Source organism: Vulcanococcus sp. CPBay_Sum15L08_68, from assembly GCF_017855895.1.
Lineage (GTDB): Bacteria > Cyanobacteriota > Cyanobacteriia > PCC-6307 > Cyanobiaceae > Vulcanococcus.
Map to the genome: position 1 here is coordinate 1 of NZ_JAFMFX010000003.1, position 20,598 is coordinate 20,598.

Below are 20,598 nucleotides of genomic sequence, written 5' to 3' on the forward strand. Positions count from 1 at the left end.
GCCTCGCGGCCGAGGTCTTCCTTGCGCTTGCCGTCGGCCTTGAGCTGCTTCTCCAGGATCGTCTGCACGGCGATCGAGGCGTGGTCGGTGCCGGGCAGGCAGAGCACGTTTTTGCCCTGCAGCCGCTGGAAGCGGACGATCGTGTCGATCAGGGCCGTGTTGAAGGCGTGGCCCATGTGCAGGCTGCCGGTCACATTCGGCGGTGGAATCACCACCGAAAACGGCTCACCGGGGGCCTTGGGATCCGGGTGAAACGCGCCTTGGGTTTCCCAGGCCTGCTGCCACCGCGCCTCGGTGCCTACCGGGTCATAGGTCTTCGGCAGGGCGTCGGTCACGTCAACAGATCAGGCGATCGCCCCATGCTCGCAAAGGGCCGCCGGGGCCTCAGCCCGCCGCCAGGCGCTTGAGATAGGCCTCCCGGCTGCCGGCATTGATCCAGCCGGTGGCGATGGTCTTGCTCGCGCTCTGATTGACCCGGCCCCGGTGGATGTGGGAAGGCCCGGCCGGGAAGATCACGAGCTTGCCCCGCTGGGCCTCCTCGTGGTGCTCCTGCCAATGGAACTCCGTGCCGGCCTCCTCAACGCTGTTGCAATAGAGGATCCAGGCCAGAACGCGATGCACCGGTTCGGTGGCCTCATCGCTGATGGTCCAATCGCAGTGCCAGCGCTTGAAGCCCTCACCGGGGGCATAGCGCTGCAGGTTGAAGATCGGGTTCACGAAGAGCTCCTGATCCGGGCAGCAGTCCCGGAAGAGGGGACGCTCCTGCAGGTAGCGCTCCAGGCCGGCCGTCACCCCCCGCAGGATCACCTCCGCGAGCGCAAAGGCCTCGGGGTCGGAGCGATCGATCGCCACCAGGCTGATGTCAGTCGAAACCTTGGCGGGCTCAGCCCCATCGGGCCCAAACGCCACACCGGGACGCTGCAGGTCCTCGCGCCGCTCAAAGAAGGCCATCACCCCATCGGAGAGGGCCTCAAAGCCGGGGTTGCTGTAGCGCGCAATCAGCTCCATCAAGCCTGCTCCAGCCAGGGAATGGCCACAAGGGCGTCCAGACGCTGCCACCGTTCCTGATCAGCGGGCAAGCGCTCCGTCAGCCCAACGCGCTCCAGGGCGCGGGTGATGCGCCCTGGCTCCAGCACCTCATCGGCGGGGCCCTGGGGCAGCACCAGCACCTGCTGCTCCGCGGGATCGGCCATCAGTTGCAGCTCCAGATCCCCCAGCTCCCGCTCAAAGAACACCCGCCGCATCCGTCCGGTCTGAACCGCACCGAGGGCCTCAGCGAAGGTCTTCAGACCCTCCTCATCGCCGCTGCAGCCGCAGTTCAGGGCCATCCAGATCAGCAATTTCGCCCAGCTCTCACTGCTCCAGAGGGGCTGGAAGCTCTCTCGGTTTTGGCGCACCAACTCCGCCAGGGCGAAATCCACCAAGGTCGCCTGCAGGGCCAGTGGGTCAGGAGATGCAGTTGTCATGACATCCATCCTCCCCATCGGTGTGCAGACTGCGGTCAAGTGAACGCCGAGCCATGGCCCTCGACTTCAACGACGCCGATCTGGAGTTTGCCGATCTGGTCTACGCCTACCAGAGCTGGGTAATGGCGGTGATCAATGACGAGAAGCTCGGCGGCGAGAAGCTTCTGAGCGACGAGATCACCGATGACGCCCTGAGCGCCATGCGCTTCCTGCCCGGCGAGGTGACCGCTGCGATCGAGACCAGCCTGGCCCGCGTCTACGACGTGGATCCCGACGAACTCGCCTCCCTGCTCTTCCCCGAAGACTGAGCCGCGGGGCCATGGCCTCGGACTACGTCCTGGGGACCCACCAGAGCGAACTGGAACGCCTGCGCTTTCAGCACGAGCTCTGGTCTCCCATCAGCCAAGCCGCCTGGGCTCGGGCCGGCATCCACAGCGGGCAGCACCTGCTCGACCTCGGAGCCGGTCCAGGTTTTGCTGCAGCCGATCTCGCTGCCCTCGTCGGACCCAGCGGCCGTGTCCTGGGCCTGGAGCTCAGCGCTGACTACGTCGCCGAGGCCCAAGCCCTGGCGCGCCGAAGCGGCATCGATCAGCTGGAGGTCCGCCAACACGATCTGCTGAAGGATCCCTGGCCCCAAGAGCAGTTCGATCTCGCCTGGTGCCGCTGGCTGGCGATGTTCCTGCCGGACCTGGAACCGCTCCTGGCGGGCCTGGGGCAATGCATCCGCCCCGGCGGCCAGGTGCTGTTCCACGAGTACGTCCACTGGGACACCTTCGCCCTGCACCCCGGGGCCGAAGCGATTGCTCGCTTTGGCCAGGCCTGCCAGCGGAGTTTCCGCGCGGCCGGCGGTGATCCGGATGTGAACCGCAGGCTGCCGTCGCTGCTGACGGCGCGGGGCTGGAGCATCGAAGAGCTGCGCCCACTGCCCGTGCTCGGTCCCCAAGGTTCGATGGCGGCGCAGTGGCTGGAGCGCTTTGTTGCGGTCTACGGGCTGCAGCTGCAGCGCCTCGGGCTCTGGAGCGCTGCGGACCAAACCGCAGCACTCGGGCAGATCCAGGCGGCCGCCTCGGATCCCGGCAGTTTCTGGGTCGGACCCACGGTGCTGGAGCTGCGGGCGAGACGATTGGGGCCGTAGTGCCCCGCCCCGCCGTGCCCTGGACCGCCGCTGAGATTCCCGATCAACGGGGGCGGACCGCCCTGATCACCGGGGCCAACAGCGGCCTGGGACTGGAGAGCGCCCGGGCCCTCGCCGCCAAGGGGGCCCGCGTGCTGCTGGCCTGCCGCAGCCTGGAGAAAGCCAACGCCGCCGCCGCGGCCCTGCGCTCGGACACCGGCGGAGAGCTGATCCCGCTGGAACTGGACCTGGCGGACCTGGAGAGCGTGCGGCGGGCCGCCGCCCAGGTGGAGCAGCTGGACCTGCTGCTGAATAACGCCGGAGTGATGGCGCCGCCCCGGACCCTGAGCCGCCAGGGCTTCGAGCTGCAATTCGCGGTCAACCACCTGGGCCACGTCGCCTTGACCCAGGCCCTGCTGCCCCTGCTGAAGCAAAGCCCCAGTGGACGGGTGGTGCATGTGAGTTCCGGTGCGGCCTACTTCGGCCGGATCGCGTTCGATGACCTGCAGGGCGAGACGCGCTACAGGCCTTGGGATGCCTACGGCCAAAGCAAGCTCGCCAACGCCATGACGGCCCTGGAGCTGCAACGCCAGCTCGAGCAGGAGGGCTCCAGCGTGCTCTCGCTGGTGGCGCACCCGGGCCTGGCCCGCACCAACCTGCAGCCCACCTCCGTGGCCTCGAAAAACGCCAAGCTCGAGGGACTGGCCTACCGCCTGATGGACCCGCTCTTCCAGAGCGCCGCCATGGGGGCCCTGCCCCAGCTCTTTGCCGCGACCGCGCCGGAGGCCAAGGCCGGGGTGTTCTACGGACCAGGCGGCTTCGGGAACCTGCGGGGCTATCCCACCAGCTGCCGCATGCCCCCTCAAGCGCTGGACGCCGAGGCCTGCGCACGCCTCAGGTCGGTCAGTGCAGCACTGATAGGGTCGGCCCCAGCGGGCGGTTCCCTGTAGGGAACGCCAGACGACAGCCGCCGCCGATCCCTATGACTTTCGCCCTCAAAGAATGGTGGGGCAAACCCCATCGGGACATCCTCTCGGGCCTGGTGGTGGCCTTCGCGATGATCCCCGAGGCGATCGCCTTCTCCGGAATCGCCGGCGTGGATCCGCGGGTGGGTCTCTTTGGCGCCTTCATGCTCTCGGTGACCTTGGCGGTCTTCGGCGGGCGCACCGCGATGATCACCTCGGCCACGGGCTCCACCGCCCTGCTGATGACCGGGCTGGTGGAGCAGGGCAACGCCCTCGGCGAAGGCATGGGCCTGCAGTACCTGCTGGCGGCCGGGGTCCTGACGGGAGTCCTGCAGATCGCTTGGGGCTATCTACGGCTCGCCCACCAGATGCGCTTCGTGCCGCAACCGGTGATGGCGGGCTTCGTCAATGCCCTGGCAATCCTGATCTTCCTGGCCCAGCTTCCTCAGCTCGGCCTTGATTTCTTCCACCCCGAGAAGGTGGCGGTGACCGCGGGGCAGCTGCCGGCGGTCTGGGGCCTGATGGCCCTGACCCTGGTGATCATCTACGTGATGCCGCGCTTCACCAAGGTCGTGCCATCGGCCCTGGTGGCGATCCTGATCTCGACGGGGATCTCGATTCGCATGGGCCTGGATGTGCCCACGGTCAGCAGCCTCGGCACCCTGCCCAGCGGCCTTCCTCAATTCGGGATCCCGCAGGTTCCCTTCACCACGGGCACCCTGGGCCTGATCCTTCCGACCGCCCTGGCCATCTCCCTGGTGGGTCTGATGGAGACCTTCTTGACCCAGGACATCCTCGACGACGTCACCGACAGCTCGTCCCACAAAAACCAGGAAGCCCGCGGCCAGGGCATCGGCAACATCGTCAGTTCGTTCTTCGGCGGCATGGCCGGCTGCGCCCTGGTGGGCCAGTCGGTGATGAACGTGGGCTATGGCGGCCGCACCCGCCTCTCCACCCTGACCTCGGGCGTGAGCCTGCTGGCGATGATCCTGCTGGCCAGCCAATGGGTGAATCAGATCCCGATGGCCACCCTGGTGGGGGTGATGGTGATGATCGCCATCAACACCGCCAACTGGGATTCGATCCGCAGCATCCGCCGCATCCCCAAGAGCGACACCTCGGTGATGCTGCTGACGGTGGTGGTGACCGTGCTGACCCACAACCTGGCGGTGGGCCTGCTCTCCGGTGTGGCTCTGGCGGGGATCCTCTTCAGCCGCAAGGTCGCCAAGGTGATCGAGGTCAGCAGTGAGCAGAGCGGCAGCGAGCACCGCATCTACCGCGTCCGCGGTCAGCTGTTCTTCGTCAGCAGCATCTACTTCCGCCAGGGCTTTGAGCTGCACGAGCATCCCGCTCGCGTCACCATCGACATGGGTGAGGCCCACATCTGGGATCAAAGCGGCGTGACCGCCCTGGATCAGGTCATCCGCAAGCTCAAGCTCGGCGGCAGCCAGGTCGAGGTGATCAACCTCAACCAAGAGAGCACCGATCTCTTCGCCCGCATCGGTGTGGCGGAAGAGGCCGGCGGACGCGGCGGGGAGCTGTCCTCAGCCCACTAGTGCAGTGATGCCCGGTGCCGGGTTCGAACCAGCGACATCCTGCTTGTAAGGCAGGCGCTCTACCGCTGAGCTAACCGGGCGGTTACGGCATTCTGCAGGGCAGCATTCACCCCCAGCGATGGCCAGCGGCCAGCAACACGACCGCGCCACCTGCTGGCTGGCCCTGCCCTATGGGCTGCTCTGGTGGCCCTGGCTTGGACCTCTCGGAACGGTCGTCAGCGCCCTGGCCTTCCTGATCGGAGGCCTCTGGCTCTCCCCCGATCTCGACACCAACTCCCGGCCCTACCAACGCTGGGGGCCCCTGCGCTGGCTCTGGTGGCCCTACCGCAAGACCCTGCGCCATCGCTCGATCCTGTCCCACACGCCGGTGGTCGGAACCCTGGTGCGGGTGGGCTATGGCCTCGGCATTGTCCTGCTGCTGAGCGGCCTGCTGCACCCCTGGGGAGCCCCCTCGAGCAGCGAAGTTCTGATCTGGCTCAAGCAGCAGGAGCGGCTGCTCTGGGTGGCCCTGGTTGGCATCGAGGCCAGCGCCTGGCTGCACCTGCTCCAGGACGGTGATCCCATGCCACGGCTCTGGCGCCGTCGCTAAACAACGGGCAACGGCGAAGCCCCATGGCGCTCCTTGATTTCGATGGCGACTACGGCCGCCACTACGACCAGAGCATTCGCCGGCTGATCCCCGCCTACGACAGCCACTTCGAGCTCGCCGCTGCCGCACTCGGGGCCCTCGTGCCAACGGCCTCATCGGCGCTCGTGGTGGGCCCTGGGGCAGGGGAAGAACTGCCAAGCCTGCTGAGGGCCATGCCCGGCGCACACCTGCAGCTGGTGGAGCCGAGCGAGCAGATGCGGGGGTTCTGCGACGCCGTGATCGCCCGCGTCCAAGCGGGCAGTCGCATCGGCTGGGCCCCAAACGACCTCAAGGAGGTGCCAGGCCGTTTTGACGCGGTGATCTGCCACAACGTCCTGCACCTGCTTCCTCCGGCTGAGCAAGAGGACTGCCTCCAACAGCTCTGTGCCCGCGTCAGCCCTGGGGGCGTGCTGGTGATCAGCGGCTTCAGTGAGGAACCGGGGGCGGACATGGAGCTCTGGCAGGCGATCGCCCGGGCCCGCTTCCACGCCCAAGGCATGGACTCCGAAACGATCGAGCGCGTGATGGCCTCCCGCAATGCCGGGGTCTACTCCGTGGATGCAGATCGCCTGGCGGGGCAGTTGCATCGGGCGGGAATGGAGCCAGCGACACAACTGCTGCAGGCCCTGTTCAACCGGCTTTGGTTTAGCCGCCGGCCTGCAGCGCAATGAGATCGTGAGGAGCCAGCTGGCCCCCCTTCGATGAGCGACGCCCTGCAAGAGCTGATCGCGGTGGTCGCCAAGCTGCGCGATCCCGATGGGGGCTGCCCCTGGGACCTGGAGCAAACCCACCAGTCCCTCGTGCCCTATGTGCTCGAGGAGGCCCACGAGGTGGCCGACGCCATCCGCCATGGGGATGACGCCCACCTCAAAGAGGAACTCGGCGATCTACTGCTGCAGGTGGTCCTCCATGCCCAGATCGCCCAGGAGGAGCAGCGCTTCGATCTCGAGGCCATCGCCCAGGGAATCAGCGAGAAATTGATCCGCCGCCACCCCCACGTCTTTGGCGATGCCATCGCCAAAGACAGCGCCGCGGTCAAGGACACCTGGGAGGCCATCAAGGCCAGCGAAAAAGGAGAGGCTCCGCCCTCCGCCAGTCCCCTGAGCGATCGCCTGGCGGGCAAGGTGCGCGGCCAAGGCGCCCTGGCCGGAGCGATGACCATCTCCAAGAAAGCCGCCAAGGCGGGCTTCGAATGGGATGACATGAACGGTGTCTGGGAGAAGGTCCACGAGGAGCTCGATGAGCTCAAGGAAGCCGTGGCCTCAGGGGACAAGCGCCACGCCCAGGAGGAACTCGGTGATGTCCTCTTCACCCTGGTGAACGTGGCGCGCTGGTGCGGCATCGAACCCGAGGAGGGCCTCGCGGGCACCAACCGGCGCTTCCTCGATCGCTTCTCCCGCGTCGAAGCCGCCCTGGGGGGCGATCTTCAGGGCCGCAGCATCCGCGAACTCGAGGGTCTCTGGCAGCAGGCCAAGGCCCAGATCCGCCAGGAGCAGCAGGACGCGGTCTGATCGAAAAACCATTTCTAGTTTGAGGGGCCGGCACTGGAGCCCCCATGGGTTTTCGCTACCTCGATCGCCTGGCCAGCCCCGAGCAAATCCAGGGCTTTCTGGGCTTGATGGACCTGGCGGCTGGAGGAGGGGAGTCAGCCCAGAACGTCTTTGAGCTCTCCCACCGGCTGCGGGACTCCAACCCGATGAAGCTCTGCCGCAAGCGTCTGGCCCGCGATCCCGAAGCCGAGCGGCTGATCCAAACCCGGCAGCTCAGCGGGCCCTACGACCCAGCGGCCCTGAAAGCCCTGCCCAAAGGCAGCCTGGGTCACACCTACGCCACGGTGCTCGGGGCGCTGGGCTACGACATCAACTTCTTCCCCGAGCCCAGCTTCTTCAGCAATCTCGAGACCGACGCCGACTACATCAACTACCGGGTCTACGCGACCCACGACCTACACCACATCCTCACCGGCTTCAGCCTGGACAACTTCGGCGAATTGGGGGTGATCAGCGTCAGCGTCGCCCAGTTCTCCCACCCAGGATTGGCCTTCACCGACCTGATGTCCCTGCTGCTGAATTGGTTCAGGGATGACACCCCGATCGATGAGCTGGAAAGCCACGCCGACAAGGCCCACACCACGGCCTATGCCTTTGGCCGCATCAGTGAAGGGCTGGAGATGGGTGCCAACGCCCAACCCCTCTTTGCCCAGCCCTGGGAAGCTCTGATGCCCCGCAACCTGGAGGACCTGCGCCGGGAGCTGCAGATCGACGCCGTCACCAGCGGCCCCTGGAGCTGGCACAGCCGCCCTGAGCTCATCGAGGCCCTCAAGGCCTAGGGAGGGCGGTGCGCAAATCTGGAGAGATCTCCCCGCGCCCCTGCGATGGCCGACAGTGCCGCTCCCGCTCCAACCCCCGGCTGGGTGGACGAGATCTTTGATGGTGTCCGCTACGGACTGGCCGGGCGGGTGATCGCCGAAGAGCAATCCCCCTTCCAGACGGTCACCATCATCGAGAGCGAGCGCTACGGCAAGGGCCTGCTGCTCGACGGCTGCTGGATGACCGCCGAGCGCCAGGAGCGGCACTACCACGAATCGATCGTGCACCCGGCGCTCTGCAGCGCCGCAGCGGTGGAGCGGGTGCTGGTGATTGGCGGTGGCGACGGCGGCACCGCCCGCGAGTGCCTGCGCCACACCGGCGTGCAGCACCTGGACATGGTCGAGATCGACGGACTGGTGGTGGAGTGGAGCCAGCAGCACCTGCCCTCCATCGGCGGAGGCTGCTGGAGCGATCCCCGCTTCCACCTGACCGTGGGCGACGGCATCGCCTGGGCCGCCAATGCCGCTGACGCCAGTTACGACGTGGTGATCGTCGATGGATCCGATCCCGCTGGCCCCGCCGAAGGCCTGTTCAACCGGGCCTTCTTCGAGCAGTGCCGCCGCATCCTCAAGCCCGGTGGCGTCTTCGCCACCCAGAGCGAATCCCCCGAGGCCTTCCGTCAGGTCCACATCGACACCGTCCAGGTGATCCGCGAGGTCTTTGGCCATGCCGATCCGATGTACGGCTGGGTGCCGATGTACCCGAGCGGCTGGTGGAGTTGGACCTTCGCCGCCATCGACGGCCGCCGCTATCTGGAGCCGGATCCCTCCCGCGCCGCGGCCGTGGTCGATGGCTGCCAGATCTGGAGTCCCCGCTGGCAGCGCGGCGCCTTTGACGCCATCCCCGCCGCCATCGAACGCGCGATCAACGCATGAACGACCTCTTTGACAGCGACGGCGCCATCTACATGGGCAGCCAGCGGGATCCCGCCGGCTGCCGGGTGGGCCTATTCGGCGTGCCCTACGACGGCACCACCTCCTTCCGGCCTGGCACCCGCTTTGGCCCAGCGGCGATCCGCGAGGTCAGCCCGGGCCTCGAGAGCTACTGCCCCCAGCTCGATCGGGATCTCGAGGAACTGGCCATTGCCGACCTGGGCGCCGTGGACATCCCCTTCGGCGCCCCAGAGCCGGTGGTGGCCGCGGTGAAGCAGGCGACGCAGGCGGTGCTGGGGCTGGGCCTCAAGCCGCTGATGCTGGGCGGTGAGCACTCCATCAGCTCAGGAGCAGTGGCCGCCGTCGCCGAGCAGCATCCCGAACTGGTGCTGGTGCAACTCGATGCCCACGCCGACCTGCGCCATGAGTGGCTCGGCGCCAACCACAGCCATGCCTGCGCCATGCGCCGCTGCCTGGAGGTCCTGCCCAGCCAACAGCTGCTGCAGATCGCCATCCGCAGTGGCACCCGCGAGGAATTCAGCGAACTGCGCCAAACCGGACGCCTGGTCGCGATCGAGCGGATGGCCGAGGCGCTCAAGCCACTCCGGGGCAAGCCGCTCTATCTCACGGTTGATCTGGACTGGTTTGACCCGGCGGTGATGGCCGGTACGGGCACCCCGGAGCCGGGGGGGTTCCTCTGGCGGGACTTCGCCGCCCTGGTGGATGAACTGCGCCACCACAACCTGGTGGCCGCCGATGTGGTGGAACTGGCGCCCATGCTCGACCCCAGCGGGGTCAGCAGCGTGCTGGCCGCCAAGGTGGTGCGCAGCCTGCTCTTCCTGCTGGATCGCTGATTCAGTAGGAGCAGGTGCCGCTGGCGCGCTGCTCACGCAGGCGCTCGTGCTGCTGGGCGATCAACTGCACCGCCAGGGTCGGGTGGTTATGCAGCAGGTTCAGGAAGCGCAGGCGATCGAGCTTGACCAACTCCACCGGCGTGCGGGCGATGGCGTCATTGCGGTAGACGCCGTCCTTCCAAACGATGTCCTGGTAGCTGAACAACTCACCCGGCCTGCAGCAGAGCTTGTCGCCGTTGGCATCAATCACCTCGACGATGCCGCGGCGCACGCCGTAAATGGCGTTAGCCGTCTGGCCACTGCTGAAGATCGCAGCACCGGTGGGGAACGAGAGGGTCTCGCTGTCCACCTGGGCGGACATCAGCTCAATCGGGGTCGCGATGGTGGACGTGAGCATGCGTCTCTGACCTCCCGTACCCCAAAACCTGATCGGCTCAGCTTGACACCTACAGCCCGGCAATCCAGGACGCCCAGACAACAAAACAGAAGAGATCAGAAATCTTCGGTTTTGCTTCAGCTTTCAAGCACGTCGGTGAGGGCGAGCTGGCGGTCGCGCATCGCTGGCTGCAGGCCATCCCCTTGACCGACAACGGGCAGACGCGGCGGCCGAGCCGTCCAGTGATGGCACCACAACTCCCCCGCCAGCTCCGGATGAATCGGCAGCTTGCGCAGACGGCACCAACCCAACTCCACCCCCTTGGGGGAGGCGCAGTGGCGGCAACTTCTGCAGCAGGGACGCGGGCCTATCGCTTTGGAGGCTTGGGCTGCCAACCGTAATCAGGCCGTCCCGTGGCGGCCATAGGAAGCGGCAAAGCTCCGGGTTCTCTTCCCCTTGTTGAACAAGATCCATAGGATCCGCCTGAGCATTGGACTGCCATGGCCGCCTCGCCTTCCCTCCAGCGCACGCCGCTCTTCGATGCGGCGCGGGAGGCCGGCGGACGGATGGTCCCGTTTGCCGGCTGGGAGATGGCCGTGCAATTCAGCGGCCTGATCGACGAGCACCAAGCCGTCCGTGAGCACTGCGGCCTGTTTGACATCTCCCATATGGGCGTCCTGCGCCTGCGGGGAGCCAACGTCAAGGACGCCATGCAGGGCCTGGTGCCCAGCGACCTCTTTCGGATTGGGCCTGGCGAGGCCTGCTATTCGGTCCTGCTCAATGCCGAAGGGGGCATCCGGGACGACCTGATCATTTACGACCGGGGCTGGCTGGAGAACGAGCAGGTCCACGAACTGGTGCTGGTGATCAACGCCGCCTGTGCCGAGAGCGACACGGCCTGGATGCGCAGCCAGCTGGAGCCCGCCGGCATCGAGCTGATCGACCTGAAGGGCTCCGGCACGCTGCTGGCCCTACAGGGACCGGAGGCCGCACAGCTCCTGGAGGAGTTGGCGGGCTGCTCCCTCGCTGGGCTGCCGCGCTTTGGCCACCGGGAGCTGACGCTGCCTGGCCTGGGTGAGGCGTTCGTTGGACGGACCGGATACACCGGTGAGGACGGCTTTGAGCTGCTGCTCTCCGCCGATGCCGGCCAACGCTTCTGGACCACCTGCCTGGAGCGGGGCGTCAAACCCTGCGGCCTGGGTGCCCGCGACACCCTCCGACTGGAGGCGGGCATGCATCTCTATGGCAGTGACATGGATGCCAGCACCTCGCCCTTGGAGGCCGGTCTGGGCTGGCTGGTGCACCTGGAGATGCCCAAGGACTTCATCGGCCGCCCGGTCCTCGAGCAGCAAACCGCGGACGGGCTGAAACGGCGCCTGGTTGGGCTGAAGCTCCAGGGCCGCGCCATCCCCCGCCATGGCTACCCGGTTCTCCAGAACGGAGAGGTGGTTGGAACCGTCACCAGCGGCACCTGGTCCCCGAGCCTGCAGGCCGGGATTGCCCTGGCCAGCGTGGCCACCGGCGCCGCCAAGCTCGGCACCAGCCTGGCCGTCGAAATCCGGGGCAAAGCCGAAGCCGCCGAGGTGGTCAGGCGCCCCTTCTACCGGCGCTGAGCCCACTCCAAGTGGGACAATCGCCGATCACCCACTTGTTTCCACATGCGCAGCCACGGATGCGGCGACCTGCGTCAGAGCGCCACCGGCCAGGCTGTGCAGCTGTGCGGCTGGGTCGACCGCAGCCGTGACCACGGCGGTGTGATCTTCATCGATCTGCGCGACCGCAGCGGCACCGTTCAAATCACCGTCGACCCCGACAACGGCGCCGAGATGTTCGCCGTGGCGGAACACCTGCGCAACGAAACGGTGATCCAGGTGGAGGGCAAGGTGCGCGAGCGCCCCGCCGATGCCATTAACGACAAGCTCTCCACCGGTCAGATCGAGGTGCTGGCCAGCTCCATCCGCGTGCTGAACAGCGTCAAGGGCAACCTGCCCTTTGCCGTCTCGGTGCACGACGAGGAGAACACCCGCGAGGAGCTGCGGCTGCGCCACCGCTACCTCGACCTGCGCCGCGAGCGCATGAACAGCAACCTGCGCCTGCGCGCCCAGACGATTCAGGCCGCGCGCCGCTTCCTCGAAGAGCAGGGCTTCATCGAGGTCGAGACGCCTGTGCTGACGCGCTCGACCCCCGAAGGCGCCCGCGACTACATCCTCCCCAGCCGGGTCTGCGGCGGCGAGTGGTTTGCCCTGCCCCAATCCCCCCAGCTGTTCAAGCAGCTGCTGATGGTGGGCGGCATCGAGCGCTACTACCAAGTGGCCCGCTGCTTCCGCGACGAGGACCTGCGGGCCGACCGCCAGCCGGAATTCACCCAGCTGGACATGGAGATGAGCTTCATGGATCAGGAGCAGATCCTGGAGCTCAATGAATCCCTGATCGCCGCCATCTGGAAGAGCGTCAAAGGCATCGAGTTGCCCCGACCCTTCCCGCGCCTGACCTGGCACGAGGCCATGGAGCGCTACGGCACCGATCGCCCCGACACCCGCTACGGCATGGAGCTGGTCAACGTCAGCGACCTGGTGGCTGACATGGGCTTCAAGGTCTTCAGCGGCGCCGTGGCCTCCGGGGGCTCGGTCAAATGCATCGCCGTCCCCGGCGGCAACGACGCCGTCTCCAACGTCCGCATCAAACCCGGCGGCGATGTCTTCAGCGAAGCCCAAAAAGCCGGCGCCGGCGGCCTGGCCTTCATCCGCGTCCGCGAAGGCGGTGAGATCGACACGATCGGCGCCATCAAGGACAACCTCAGCGACGAGAAGAAGGCGGAGCTGCTCAAGCGCACTGGCGCCGAGCCCGGCACCTTGATCCTCTTCGGGGCCGGCGACACCGCAACGGTCAACAAGGCCCTGGACCGCGTCCGTCAGTACCTGGCCCGGGAACTGGGCATGGTCAAAGCCGACGGCGAGAACGACAGCTGGAACTTCCTCTGGGTGGTGGATTTCCCGATGTTCGAGTTCAACGCCGACGAGAACCGCTACGAGGCGCTGCACCACCCCTTCTGCGCCCCGAACACCGACGACCTCGGCAGCGACCCGGCCGCCTGGGCCGAGACCCTGCCCGGCGCCCGCGCCCAGGCCTACGACCTGGTGCTCAACGGCCTAGAGCTCGGTGGCGGCTCCCTGCGCATCCACGATTCGGCCCTGCAGCGCCAGGTGCTGGAGACCGTGGGCCTGCCCCTGGAGGAGGCCAATGCCCAGTTCGGCTTCCTGATGGAAGCCCTCGACATGGGCGCCCCGCCACACGGCGGCCTGGCCTTCGGTGTCGACCGGATGGTGATGCTGCTGGCGGGCGAGGAATCGATCCGCGACACCATCGCCTTCCCAAAAACCCAGCAGGCCCGCTGCCTGATGACCAGCGCCCCCGGCGGTGTGGCCGAGAAGCAGCTCGAGGAGCTGCATGTGGCCAGCACCTGGGTGGACGAGGAGGACTGATCCTTCCCGGCAGAACCCGAATACAAACAAAGGCTTTAGGGCACTGTCTCAGTTGAGACCTGAAGCTTGATGGTGGCAATCGCCATCGGCCTATGGCCAAAGGTCCTCCCCGTCCACCAGCAAACTCCGGCAAAAAGCGCGGCAGCAGTGACCTGGTGCGCCTGTACCTGCAGGACATCGGTCGCGTTGACCTGCTCAGCCATGAGGAGGAACTCACCCTGGCCCGGCTGGTCCAGCGTCGCGAACGACTGCTGCAGGAACGCCGCAAACTCGCCCAACAATCGCCTGAAGTCCAGGTCCTGGAGGAGCTGGAGCACAGCCGCCAACAGTTGGCCTCCCATCTGGGGCACTGGCCCAGCCTTCAGCTCTGGTCCGAACACCAGCAGCGCAGCGGCGCCGAGCTCAAAGAGTCCCTCAAGGCAGGCCATGAAGCCTGGGCCACCCTCTCGGAGCTGAGCATCGCCGAACTCAAGCAGGCGCTCCACCAGGGGCGCCGGGCCCGAGATCGGATGATCCAGGCCAACCTGCGCCTGGTGGTGGCCGTCGCCAAGAAATACCAGCAACGGGGCATGGAGCTGCTGGACCTGGTGCAGGAGGGCACCCTGGGCCTCGAGCGGGCGGTGGAGAAGTACGACCCCACCCGCGGCTTCCGCTTCAGCACCTACGCCTACTGGTGGATCCGCCAGGGGATTACCCGGGCCATCGCCACCCAAAGCCGCACGATCCGCCTGCCGGTTCACGTCACCGAGAAGCTCAACCGGATCAAAAAAGCGCAGCGCCAGATCGCCAGCGAACACGGACGTCTGGCCTCCGTGGCCGACCTCGCCAAGGAACTGGGCCTCAGCGAAGAGGTGATTCGCCTCACCCTGATGCGGGTGCCGCGCTCGGTCTCCCTGGACACCCGGGTGGGCCGCGACCAAGACACGGAGCTGGGGGATCTGCTGGAGGACGGCCACGCCACCCCGGAGCAGGCCCTGACCAAGACCCAACTCCACGACGACCTCGAAGCCCTCCTCGAGGAGCTGAGCGGCCGCGAGGCCGAGGTCATCCGCCTGCGCTTCGGCTTGGAGAACGACACCCCGCAAACCCTCTCCCAGATCGGCGAAGACCTGCACCTCTCCCGTGAGCGCGTCCGCCAGATCGAAACCCGCGCCCTGCTCAAACTGCGGCAACCCCAGCGCCGCTGCCGGGTGCACGACTACTTGCTGAACATCGACGGAGACAGCGCTCCCAGCGGCTGAAAATCCAGCTATCAATCGGGCAGCAGCGCGCCCGAGAGATGGCCAATTCCATGCCCAGCATCGACATCGGCATCCCCGAGGCCCAGCGCCAGGAGATCGCCCAGGGCCTCAGCCGCCTACTGGCGGACACCTATGTCCTCTACGGCAACACCCACGGGTTCCACTGGAACGTCACGGGGCCGATGTTCAACACGCTCCATCTGATGTTCATGGACCAGTACACGGAGCTCTGGACCGCCCTGGACGTCATCGCCGAACGCATCCGCGCCCTCGGGGTCGTCGCCCCCCATGGCGGCAGCAGCCTGGCCAAGCTCGCCTCCATTCAGGAAGCCCCCCAGCAACCCGCCGCCCTGGAGATGGTTCGGCTGCTGGTCAGCGGCCATGAGTCCGTGGCCCGCACCGCCCGCAGCATCTTCCCCCTGGCCGATGCCGCCAGCGATGAGCCCACGGCCGATCTGCTCACCCAACGGCTGCAGATCCACGAAAAAACCGCCTGGATGCTCCGCAGCCTGCTGGATCAATAGGCCTTCGCGGCGAGGGCCCCTAGATCAGGCCGGTACATTGAAGGGTCGCTTCAGGAGCCATGGCCAAATTCGTCTTCGTGACCGGTGGCGTGGTGTCCAGCATCGGCAAAGGGATCGTGGCGGCCAGCCTGGGGCGCCTGCTCAAGAGCCGCGGCTACAGCGTCTCGATCCTGAAGCTCGACCCCTACTTAAACGTGGACCCGGGCACGATGAGCCCGTTCCAGCACGGTGAGGTCTTCGTCACCGAAGACGGCGCCGAGACCGACCTGGACCTGGGGCACTACGAGCGCTTCACCGACACCGCCATGTCGCGCCTGAACAGCGTGACCACCGGTTCGATCTATCAATCGGTCATCAACAAGGAGCGCCGCGGCGACTACAACGGCGGCACCGTGCAGGTGATCCCCCACATCACCGGTGAGATCCGCGAGCGCATCCACCGCGTCGCCGCCAACAGTGGTGCTGATGTGGTGATCACCGAGATCGGCGGCACGGTCGGTGACATCGAGTCCCTGCCCTTCCTCGAAGCCATCCGCGAATTCCGGGGGGATGTGGGCCGCAACGACCTGGCCTACGTGCACGTGACCCTGCTGCCCTACATCGGCACCTCAGGCGAACTCAAGACCAAGCCCACCCAGCACTCGGTCAAGGAGCTCCGCTCCATTGGCATCCAGCCCGACGTCCTGGTCTGCCGCAGCGACCGCGAGATCAATGAGGAGCTGAAGGGCAAGATCGGCGGCTTCTGCGGCGTCCCCACCCGGGCGGTGATCCCCGCCCTGGATGCCGACAGCATCTACGCCGTTCCGATCACCCTCGAGAAGGAGGGGCTCTGCCGCGAGGTGCTCGATCTGTTGGGCCTGACGGACCACGAGTCCGACATGCAGCGCTGGGAGCAGATGGTCGCCAAGCTGCGCAACCCCGGCCCCGCCGTGAAGGTGGCCCTGGTGGGCAAGTACGTGCAGCTCAACGACGCCTACCTCTCGGTGGTCGAAGCCCTGCGCCATGCCTGCATCGACCGCGATGCCGCCCTGGATCTGCATTGGATCTGTGCCGAGCAAATCGAAGAGCAAGGGCCGGAGGCCCTGCTGCGCGGCATGGATGCCGTGGTCGTCCCCGGTGGCTTTGGCAACCGCGGCGTCGACGGCAAGGTGGCGGCCATCCGCTGGGCCCGGGAGCAGCGGGTCCCCTTCCTGGGCCTCTGCCTGGGGATGCAATGTGCCGTGATCGAGTGGGCCCGCAACCAGGCCGGACTGACGGGAGCCACCAGCGCCGAACTGAACGCCGACAGCCCGCACCCGGTGATTCACCTGCTGCCCGAGCAACAGGATGTGGTCGATCTGGGCGGAACGATGCGCCTCGGGGTCTACCCCTGCCGCGTCGCGCCCGGCACCCTGGCCCACCGCCTCTATGGCGATGAGGTGGTCTACGAGCGCCACCGCCACCGCTACGAGTTCAACAACGCCTACCGCAACCTCTTCCTGGAGTCGGGCTACGAGATCAGCGGCACCTCCCCCGATGGCCGCCTGGTGGAGCTGATCGAGCTGAAGAACCACCCCTTCTTCACCGCCTGCCAGTACCACCCGGAATTCCTCTCCCGCCCGGGCCAACCCCACCCGCTCTTCCGGGGTCTGATCGAAGCGGCGCAACAGCGCCTGCCCTCCAGCCCCAGTGAAGCGATTGCCCAAGGGGCGAACATCTCGGCGGCATGAGTGAGCAGGAGCCATTGGGCTCCAGCGGCCTACCCGTCGTGGAGACCTTCCACTCCCTGCAGGGGGAGGGCCTCCATGCCGGCCGCAGCGCCTTTTTCATTCGCCTGGGGGGCTGCAGGGTCGGTTGCAGCTGGTGCGACACCAAGCACTCCTGGCCCGCCGAGGTGCACCCGCAGCAGACCCTCGAGGCCCTGGCCCTGGCCTGCGCAGAGGCGGCCTCAGCGGGCGCGGCCTTCGTTGTACTCACGGGCGGCGAACCGCTGCACCACAACCTCGACGCGCTCAGCGCGGCCATCCGCCAGCACTGCTCGCTGCCCATTCACCTGGAAACCAGCGGCGTGGATCCCCTGACGGGATCTCCCGACTGGATCAGCCTCTCCCCCAAGCGCCATCAACCTCCCAGGGCCGAGCTGCTGCAACGCTGCGATGAGCTGAAGGTCGTGGTGCATGAGGCTGCCGATCTGCTTTTTGCCGAGGTCAGCGCCAGCCAGGCCCCCCAGGCGACCTGGCTGCTGCAACCGGGCTGGGACTGCCGCGAAGGACAGGCCCTGGCCCTGGAGTTTGTGCAGGCCCAGCCCCGCTGGCGCCTGAGCCTGCAATCCCACAAGTGGCTGGGGGTGCGCTGAGGCGAGTGGGCATCATGGAGTCGGTGCCCTCCACCGAAACCTTGCCCACTGCGATCGCCCTGCTCTCCGGAGGGCTGGATTCCGCCACCGCCGCCGCCCTCGCCCAAGCGGAGGGCTACCGCGTGATCGGCCTCTCCTTCGACTACGGCCAGCGCCACCGGCGCGAGCTGCAGGCCGCCGCGGCCGTCGCCCAGACCCTGGGCCTCGCCGAGCACCAGAGCATTCACGTCAACCTGGCCGCCTGGGGCGGCTCCGCCCTGACCGACACCGCCATGGATGTGCCCAACGAGGGGGTGCAGGAGGGCGTCATCCCCAGCACCTATGTCCCGGGGCGGAACACGGTCTTCATCGCCATCGGCCTGAGCCTGGCGGAAGCGCGCGGGGCCGAGCGGCTGGTCCTGGGGGTCAATGCCGTCGATTACTCCGGCTACCCCGACTGCCGTCCGGATTACCTCGATGCCTTCCAGACCCTGGCCGACCTGGCCAGCAAGGCCGGCCGCGAGGGCCATGGCACCCAGCTCTGGGCCCCCCTGGTGGAGTGGAGCAAGACCAAGATCGTCGAAGAGGCCCTGCGCTTGGGGGTCCCGATTGATCAAACCTGGAGCTGCTACAGCGGCGGCGAGCAGCCCTGCGGCGTCTGCGACAGCTGCCGCATTCGTGATGCGGCCCTGATCGAGGCCGGGCGCCCCGATCTGGCGAGCCGCTGAGTGATGGCCAGAGCGCCGCTGCCCTGGATCGAACCCGCTGATCTAGCCCGCCACCTCGCCGCCCGTTTTGGACCAGAGGGGCTGATCTGGCTGGATGGGGACGGCAGCGACTTGGGGCGCTGGGCCAGCCTGGCCGCAGACCCGCTCGAGCAGATCGTCTGCCGCGGCCTCCCCGGGGAAACCGAAAGCCGCGATCCGTTTGCGGCCTTGCGGGAGCTCGGGGAAGGGCACTGGTGCGGCTGGCTGAGCTACGAGGCGGCGGCCTGGGTGGAACCCGCGGCGCACTGGAAGCCCGATGCGATGGCGACCCTCTGGATGGCGCGCCACGACCCCATCTTTCGCTTTGACCTGCAGGAGCGCACCCTCTGGCTGGAGGGAGTCGATCCAGGGCGCCTCGAAGCCATGGCCACCTGGGCCTCAGGACTGGCAACCAGCAGCCCCGGCCCAGCAGCGGCGGCGGCCATTGCGGACTGGCAGTGGCAGACCAGCCCAGAGCAGTTCAGCGATGGGGTCCAGCAGATCCGCGAACGGATCGCCAGCGGAGACATCTTTCAGGCCAACCTCACCGCCTGCTGCTCCACTGAGCTGCCCGCTCCCGCCGACCCGCTGCAGCTGTTTGAGCGGCTGCGGCGGCGCTGCCCCGCCCCCTTCGCCGGCCTGGTCGTGGCCCCCGGAGAAGCGGTGATCTCCGCCTCACCGGAGCGCTTTCTGCAGGTCAGCCCCAGCGGCCTGGTGGAGACCAGGCCGATCAAAGGCACCCGGCCGCGGAGATCCGATCCGGAGCAGGACGCCGACCAGGCGGCGGACTTGGTCTGCAGCAGCAAAGACCGCGCCGAGAACGTGATGATCGTGGACCTGCTGCGCAACGACCTGGGCCGGGTCTGCCAAAGCGGCTCGATCCAAGTCCCGCAACTGGTGGGACTGGAGAGTTACGCGCAGGTCCACCACCTCACCTCTGTGGTGACCGGGCAACTGCAAGCCGGAGCCGACTGGGTGGACCTGCTCGAGGCCTGCTGGCCGGGGGGCTCGATCACAGGGGCGCCCAAGTTGCGGGCCTGCCAGCGCATCGCTGAACTCGAGCCCGTGGCCCGCGGGCCCTACTGCGGCTCCTTGCTGCGGCGGGATTGGGATGGCAGCTTCGACAGCAGCATCTTGATCCGCACCGTGCTGCAACACGGCACCACCCTGCGCTGCCATGCGGGCTGCGGCATCGTGGCCGACTCCGATCCCAAAGCTGAAGCCGAGGAGCTGGGTTGGAAGCTGAACCCGCTGCTGGAGGCCCTGGCATGACAGGCCACAGCCTGGTCTGGAGCGATGGGCGCTGGGGCGAAGCCAACGCCCTACAACTCCCCCTGAACGACCGCGGCCTGCTGCTCGCCGATGGCCTGTTCGAAACGGTGCTGGTGCTGGACGGACGTGCCCGTCTACTGGAGCCCCACCTTGAGCGCTGGCGCAGTAGTGCGGCGCTGCTGGGCCTGCCCGAACCGCCCCAAACGGCCGTGGTCCAACCACTGGTGGAGGAAGCGATTGCGCGTTGCAACCTGCCTGCAGGCCAGGGCGCCCTGCGGCTGAACTGGAGTGCCGGCAGCGGCGGCCGCGGTCTGGATCGCCCAGACACCCTAGATCCGCGTTTCTGGCTGCAGCTCAGCGCCCACACCCCGACGTTTGCGCCGGTTCAGGTCATCGTCAGTCGCCATGAGCGGCGCAATGGCTCCAGCCGCCTGAGCCATTGCAAGACCTTTGCCTACGGGCAGGCGGTGCAAGCCCGCCGCGAGGCCCGCGGCGCCGGAGCCGAAGACGCCCTACTGCTGAGCACCAGCGGTGAACTCTGCTGCGGGACCGCCGCCAACCTGCTGGTGCAGCGTCAAGGGCAATGGCTCACGCCCGCGCTCAGCAGCGGCTGTCTCCCCGGGGTCATGCGGGGGCAACTGCTTGAGCGTGGCCTAGCCACAGAATCGCAGTTGGATGCCACACCCCAAGACGGCGACCGTTGGCTGCTGATCAACAGCCTTAGCTGCAGGCCCATCACCAGCGTGGATGGAGCCGCTCTGACTCCCCTCAGCTTGGAAGAGGTCAGAGCGCTCTTTGATCCACTCCTGGCGGACTGAG

General features: G+C 67.3%; 24 protein-coding genes and 1 tRNA gene. 19 read left to right on the forward strand and 6 right to left on the reverse strand.

The window, feature by feature from the left end:
* The 3 genes from QZ189_RS00920 to QZ189_RS00930 form a co-directional block, all read right to left on the reverse strand.
* On the reverse strand, positions 1 to 335 hold a 335-nt coding region (locus QZ189_RS00920; protein ID WP_296420553.1), incomplete at its 3' end, for a class I tRNA ligase family protein.
* A 49-nt stretch (positions 336 to 384) separates the two neighbouring features.
* A complete protein-coding gene (locus QZ189_RS00925) occupies positions 385 to 1,008 on the reverse strand; it encodes a 2OG-Fe(II) oxygenase (protein ID WP_247476733.1) in 624 nt (207 codons plus the stop codon).
* Positions 1,008 to 1,466, reverse strand: a complete 459-nt coding sequence (locus QZ189_RS00930; protein WP_156797743.1) for a protein phosphatase — start codon at positions 1,464 to 1,466, stop codon at positions 1,008 to 1,010. The genes QZ189_RS00925 and QZ189_RS00930 overlap by 1 nt, the downstream gene beginning before the upstream one ends.
* Positions 1,467 to 1,519: 53 nt before the next feature.
* Here QZ189_RS00930 and QZ189_RS00935 point away from each other — a divergent pair, with 53 nt between their 5' ends.
* From QZ189_RS00935 to QZ189_RS00950, 4 genes are read left to right on the forward strand one after another with little or no spacing between them, the layout of a single operon-like run.
* Positions 1,520 to 1,774 (forward strand): hypothetical protein, encoded by a 255-nt coding sequence (locus QZ189_RS00935; RefSeq protein WP_010313641.1) that lies wholly within the window; start codon positions 1,520 to 1,522, stop codon positions 1,772 to 1,774.
* A gap of 11 nt (positions 1,775 to 1,785) precedes the next feature.
* Positions 1,786 to 2,601 (forward strand): methyltransferase domain-containing protein, encoded by an 816-nt coding sequence (locus QZ189_RS00940; RefSeq protein ID WP_296420555.1) that lies wholly within the window; start codon positions 1,786 to 1,788, stop codon positions 2,599 to 2,601.
* A gap of 14 nt (positions 2,602 to 2,615) precedes the next feature.
* On the forward strand, positions 2,616 to 3,530 hold the full coding sequence (locus QZ189_RS00945) for an oxidoreductase (protein WP_296420609.1): 915 nt from the start codon (positions 2,616 to 2,618) through the stop codon (positions 3,528 to 3,530).
* 32 nt (positions 3,531 to 3,562) lie between these two features.
* Positions 3,563 to 5,101: a SulP family inorganic anion transporter gene (locus QZ189_RS00950; protein WP_247476731.1), complete on the forward strand. Its 1,539-nt coding sequence runs from the start codon at positions 3,563 to 3,565 to the stop codon at positions 5,099 to 5,101.
* An 8-nt stretch (positions 5,102 to 5,109) separates the two neighbouring features.
* Here QZ189_RS00950 and QZ189_RS00955 read toward each other — a convergent pair.
* A tRNA-Val gene (locus QZ189_RS00955) sits at positions 5,110 to 5,181 on the reverse strand.
* 38 nt (positions 5,182 to 5,219) lie between these two features.
* Between QZ189_RS00955 and QZ189_RS00960 the strand changes: the two genes are divergently transcribed.
* From QZ189_RS00960 to speB, 6 genes are read left to right on the forward strand one after another with little or no spacing between them, the layout of a single operon-like run.
* Entirely contained in the window at positions 5,220 to 5,690 is a 471-nt protein-coding gene (locus tag QZ189_RS00960; RefSeq protein ID WP_296420557.1) for a metal-binding protein, read from the forward strand.
* 23 nt (positions 5,691 to 5,713) lie between these two features.
* Positions 5,714 to 6,400, forward strand: a complete 687-nt coding sequence (locus QZ189_RS00965; protein ID WP_296416128.1) for a class I SAM-dependent methyltransferase — start codon at positions 5,714 to 5,716, stop codon at positions 6,398 to 6,400.
* Positions 6,401 to 6,430: 30 nt separating this feature from the next.
* Complete coding sequence (gene mazG, locus QZ189_RS00970; RefSeq protein WP_296418631.1) at positions 6,431 to 7,240, forward strand: nucleoside triphosphate pyrophosphohydrolase; 810 nt, start codon at positions 6,431 to 6,433, stop codon at positions 7,238 to 7,240.
* 44 nt (positions 7,241 to 7,284) lie between these two features.
* Entirely contained in the window at positions 7,285 to 8,058 is a 774-nt protein-coding gene (locus QZ189_RS00975) for a Coq4 family protein (protein ID WP_296420560.1), read from the forward strand.
* A 45-nt stretch (positions 8,059 to 8,103) separates the two neighbouring features.
* On the forward strand, positions 8,104 to 8,973 hold the full coding sequence (gene speE, locus QZ189_RS00980) for a polyamine aminopropyltransferase (RefSeq protein WP_247476725.1): 870 nt from the start codon (positions 8,104 to 8,106) through the stop codon (positions 8,971 to 8,973).
* Positions 8,970 to 9,824, forward strand: coding sequence for an agmatinase (gene speB / locus QZ189_RS00985; protein WP_247476723.1), 855 nt, complete (start codon positions 8,970 to 8,972; stop codon positions 9,822 to 9,824). The genes speE and speB overlap by 4 nt, the downstream gene beginning before the upstream one ends.
* A 1-nt stretch (position 9,825) precedes the next feature.
* Here the strand turns inward: speB and QZ189_RS00990 are convergent, their stop codons facing one another.
* Together QZ189_RS00990 and QZ189_RS00995 are read right to left on the reverse strand one after the other, a co-directional pair.
* Positions 9,826 to 10,221, reverse strand: coding sequence for a cyclic nucleotide-binding domain-containing protein (locus QZ189_RS00990; RefSeq protein WP_247476722.1), 396 nt, complete (start codon positions 10,219 to 10,221; stop codon positions 9,826 to 9,828).
* A 116-nt stretch (positions 10,222 to 10,337) separates the two neighbouring features.
* Positions 10,338 to 10,517 carry a hypothetical protein gene (locus QZ189_RS00995; RefSeq protein ID WP_296420562.1) on the reverse strand — a complete coding sequence of 60 codons (180 nt, stop codon included), beginning with the start codon at positions 10,515 to 10,517 and terminating at the stop codon, positions 10,338 to 10,340.
* Between the two features lie 183 nt (positions 10,518 to 10,700).
* Here QZ189_RS00995 and gcvT point away from each other — a divergent pair, with 183 nt between their 5' ends.
* The 9 genes from gcvT to QZ189_RS01040 all read left to right on the forward strand — a co-directional run bounded on the left by gcvT (position 10,701) and on the right by QZ189_RS01040 (position 20,597).
* Complete coding sequence (gene gcvT / locus QZ189_RS01000) at positions 10,701 to 11,813, forward strand: glycine cleavage system aminomethyltransferase GcvT (protein ID WP_296420564.1); 1,113 nt, start codon at positions 10,701 to 10,703, stop codon at positions 11,811 to 11,813.
* 45 nt (positions 11,814 to 11,858) lie between these two features.
* A complete protein-coding gene (gene aspS / locus QZ189_RS01005; protein ID WP_296416124.1) occupies positions 11,859 to 13,682 on the forward strand; it encodes an aspartate--tRNA ligase in 1,824 nt (607 codons plus the stop codon).
* Positions 13,683 to 13,774: 92 nt separating this feature from the next.
* Positions 13,775 to 14,923, forward strand: coding sequence for an RNA polymerase sigma factor, RpoD/SigA family (locus QZ189_RS01010; RefSeq protein WP_247476716.1), 1,149 nt, complete (start codon positions 13,775 to 13,777; stop codon positions 14,921 to 14,923).
* Positions 14,924 to 14,961: 38 nt separating this feature from the next.
* Positions 14,962 to 15,447: a Dps family protein gene (locus tag QZ189_RS01015; RefSeq protein ID WP_010313715.1), complete on the forward strand. Its 486-nt coding sequence runs from the start codon at positions 14,962 to 14,964 to the stop codon at positions 15,445 to 15,447.
* A gap of 59 nt (positions 15,448 to 15,506) precedes the next feature.
* Positions 15,507 to 17,156, forward strand: coding sequence for a CTP synthase (locus QZ189_RS01020; RefSeq protein ID WP_247476715.1), 1,650 nt, complete (start codon positions 15,507 to 15,509; stop codon positions 17,154 to 17,156).
* Positions 17,153 to 17,782 (forward strand): 7-carboxy-7-deazaguanine synthase QueE, encoded by a 630-nt coding sequence (locus QZ189_RS01025; RefSeq protein WP_296420568.1) that lies wholly within the window; start codon positions 17,153 to 17,155, stop codon positions 17,780 to 17,782. Before QZ189_RS01020 ends, QZ189_RS01025 begins: the two co-directional genes overlap by 4 nt.
* A gap of 14 nt (positions 17,783 to 17,796) precedes the next feature.
* Positions 17,797 to 18,489 carry a 7-cyano-7-deazaguanine synthase QueC gene (gene queC / locus QZ189_RS01030; RefSeq protein ID WP_296420570.1) on the forward strand — a complete coding sequence of 231 codons (693 nt, stop codon included), beginning with the start codon at positions 17,797 to 17,799 and terminating at the stop codon, positions 18,487 to 18,489.
* A 3-nt stretch (positions 18,490 to 18,492) separates the two neighbouring features.
* Complete coding sequence (locus QZ189_RS01035; protein WP_296420572.1) at positions 18,493 to 19,779, forward strand: anthranilate synthase component I family protein; 1,287 nt, start codon at positions 18,493 to 18,495, stop codon at positions 19,777 to 19,779.
* Positions 19,776 to 20,597 (forward strand): aminotransferase class IV, encoded by an 822-nt coding sequence (locus tag QZ189_RS01040; RefSeq protein ID WP_296420573.1) that lies wholly within the window; start codon positions 19,776 to 19,778, stop codon positions 20,595 to 20,597. The genes QZ189_RS01035 and QZ189_RS01040 overlap by 4 nt, the downstream gene beginning before the upstream one ends.
* The last annotated feature ends 1 nt before the right edge of the window (position 20,598 follow it).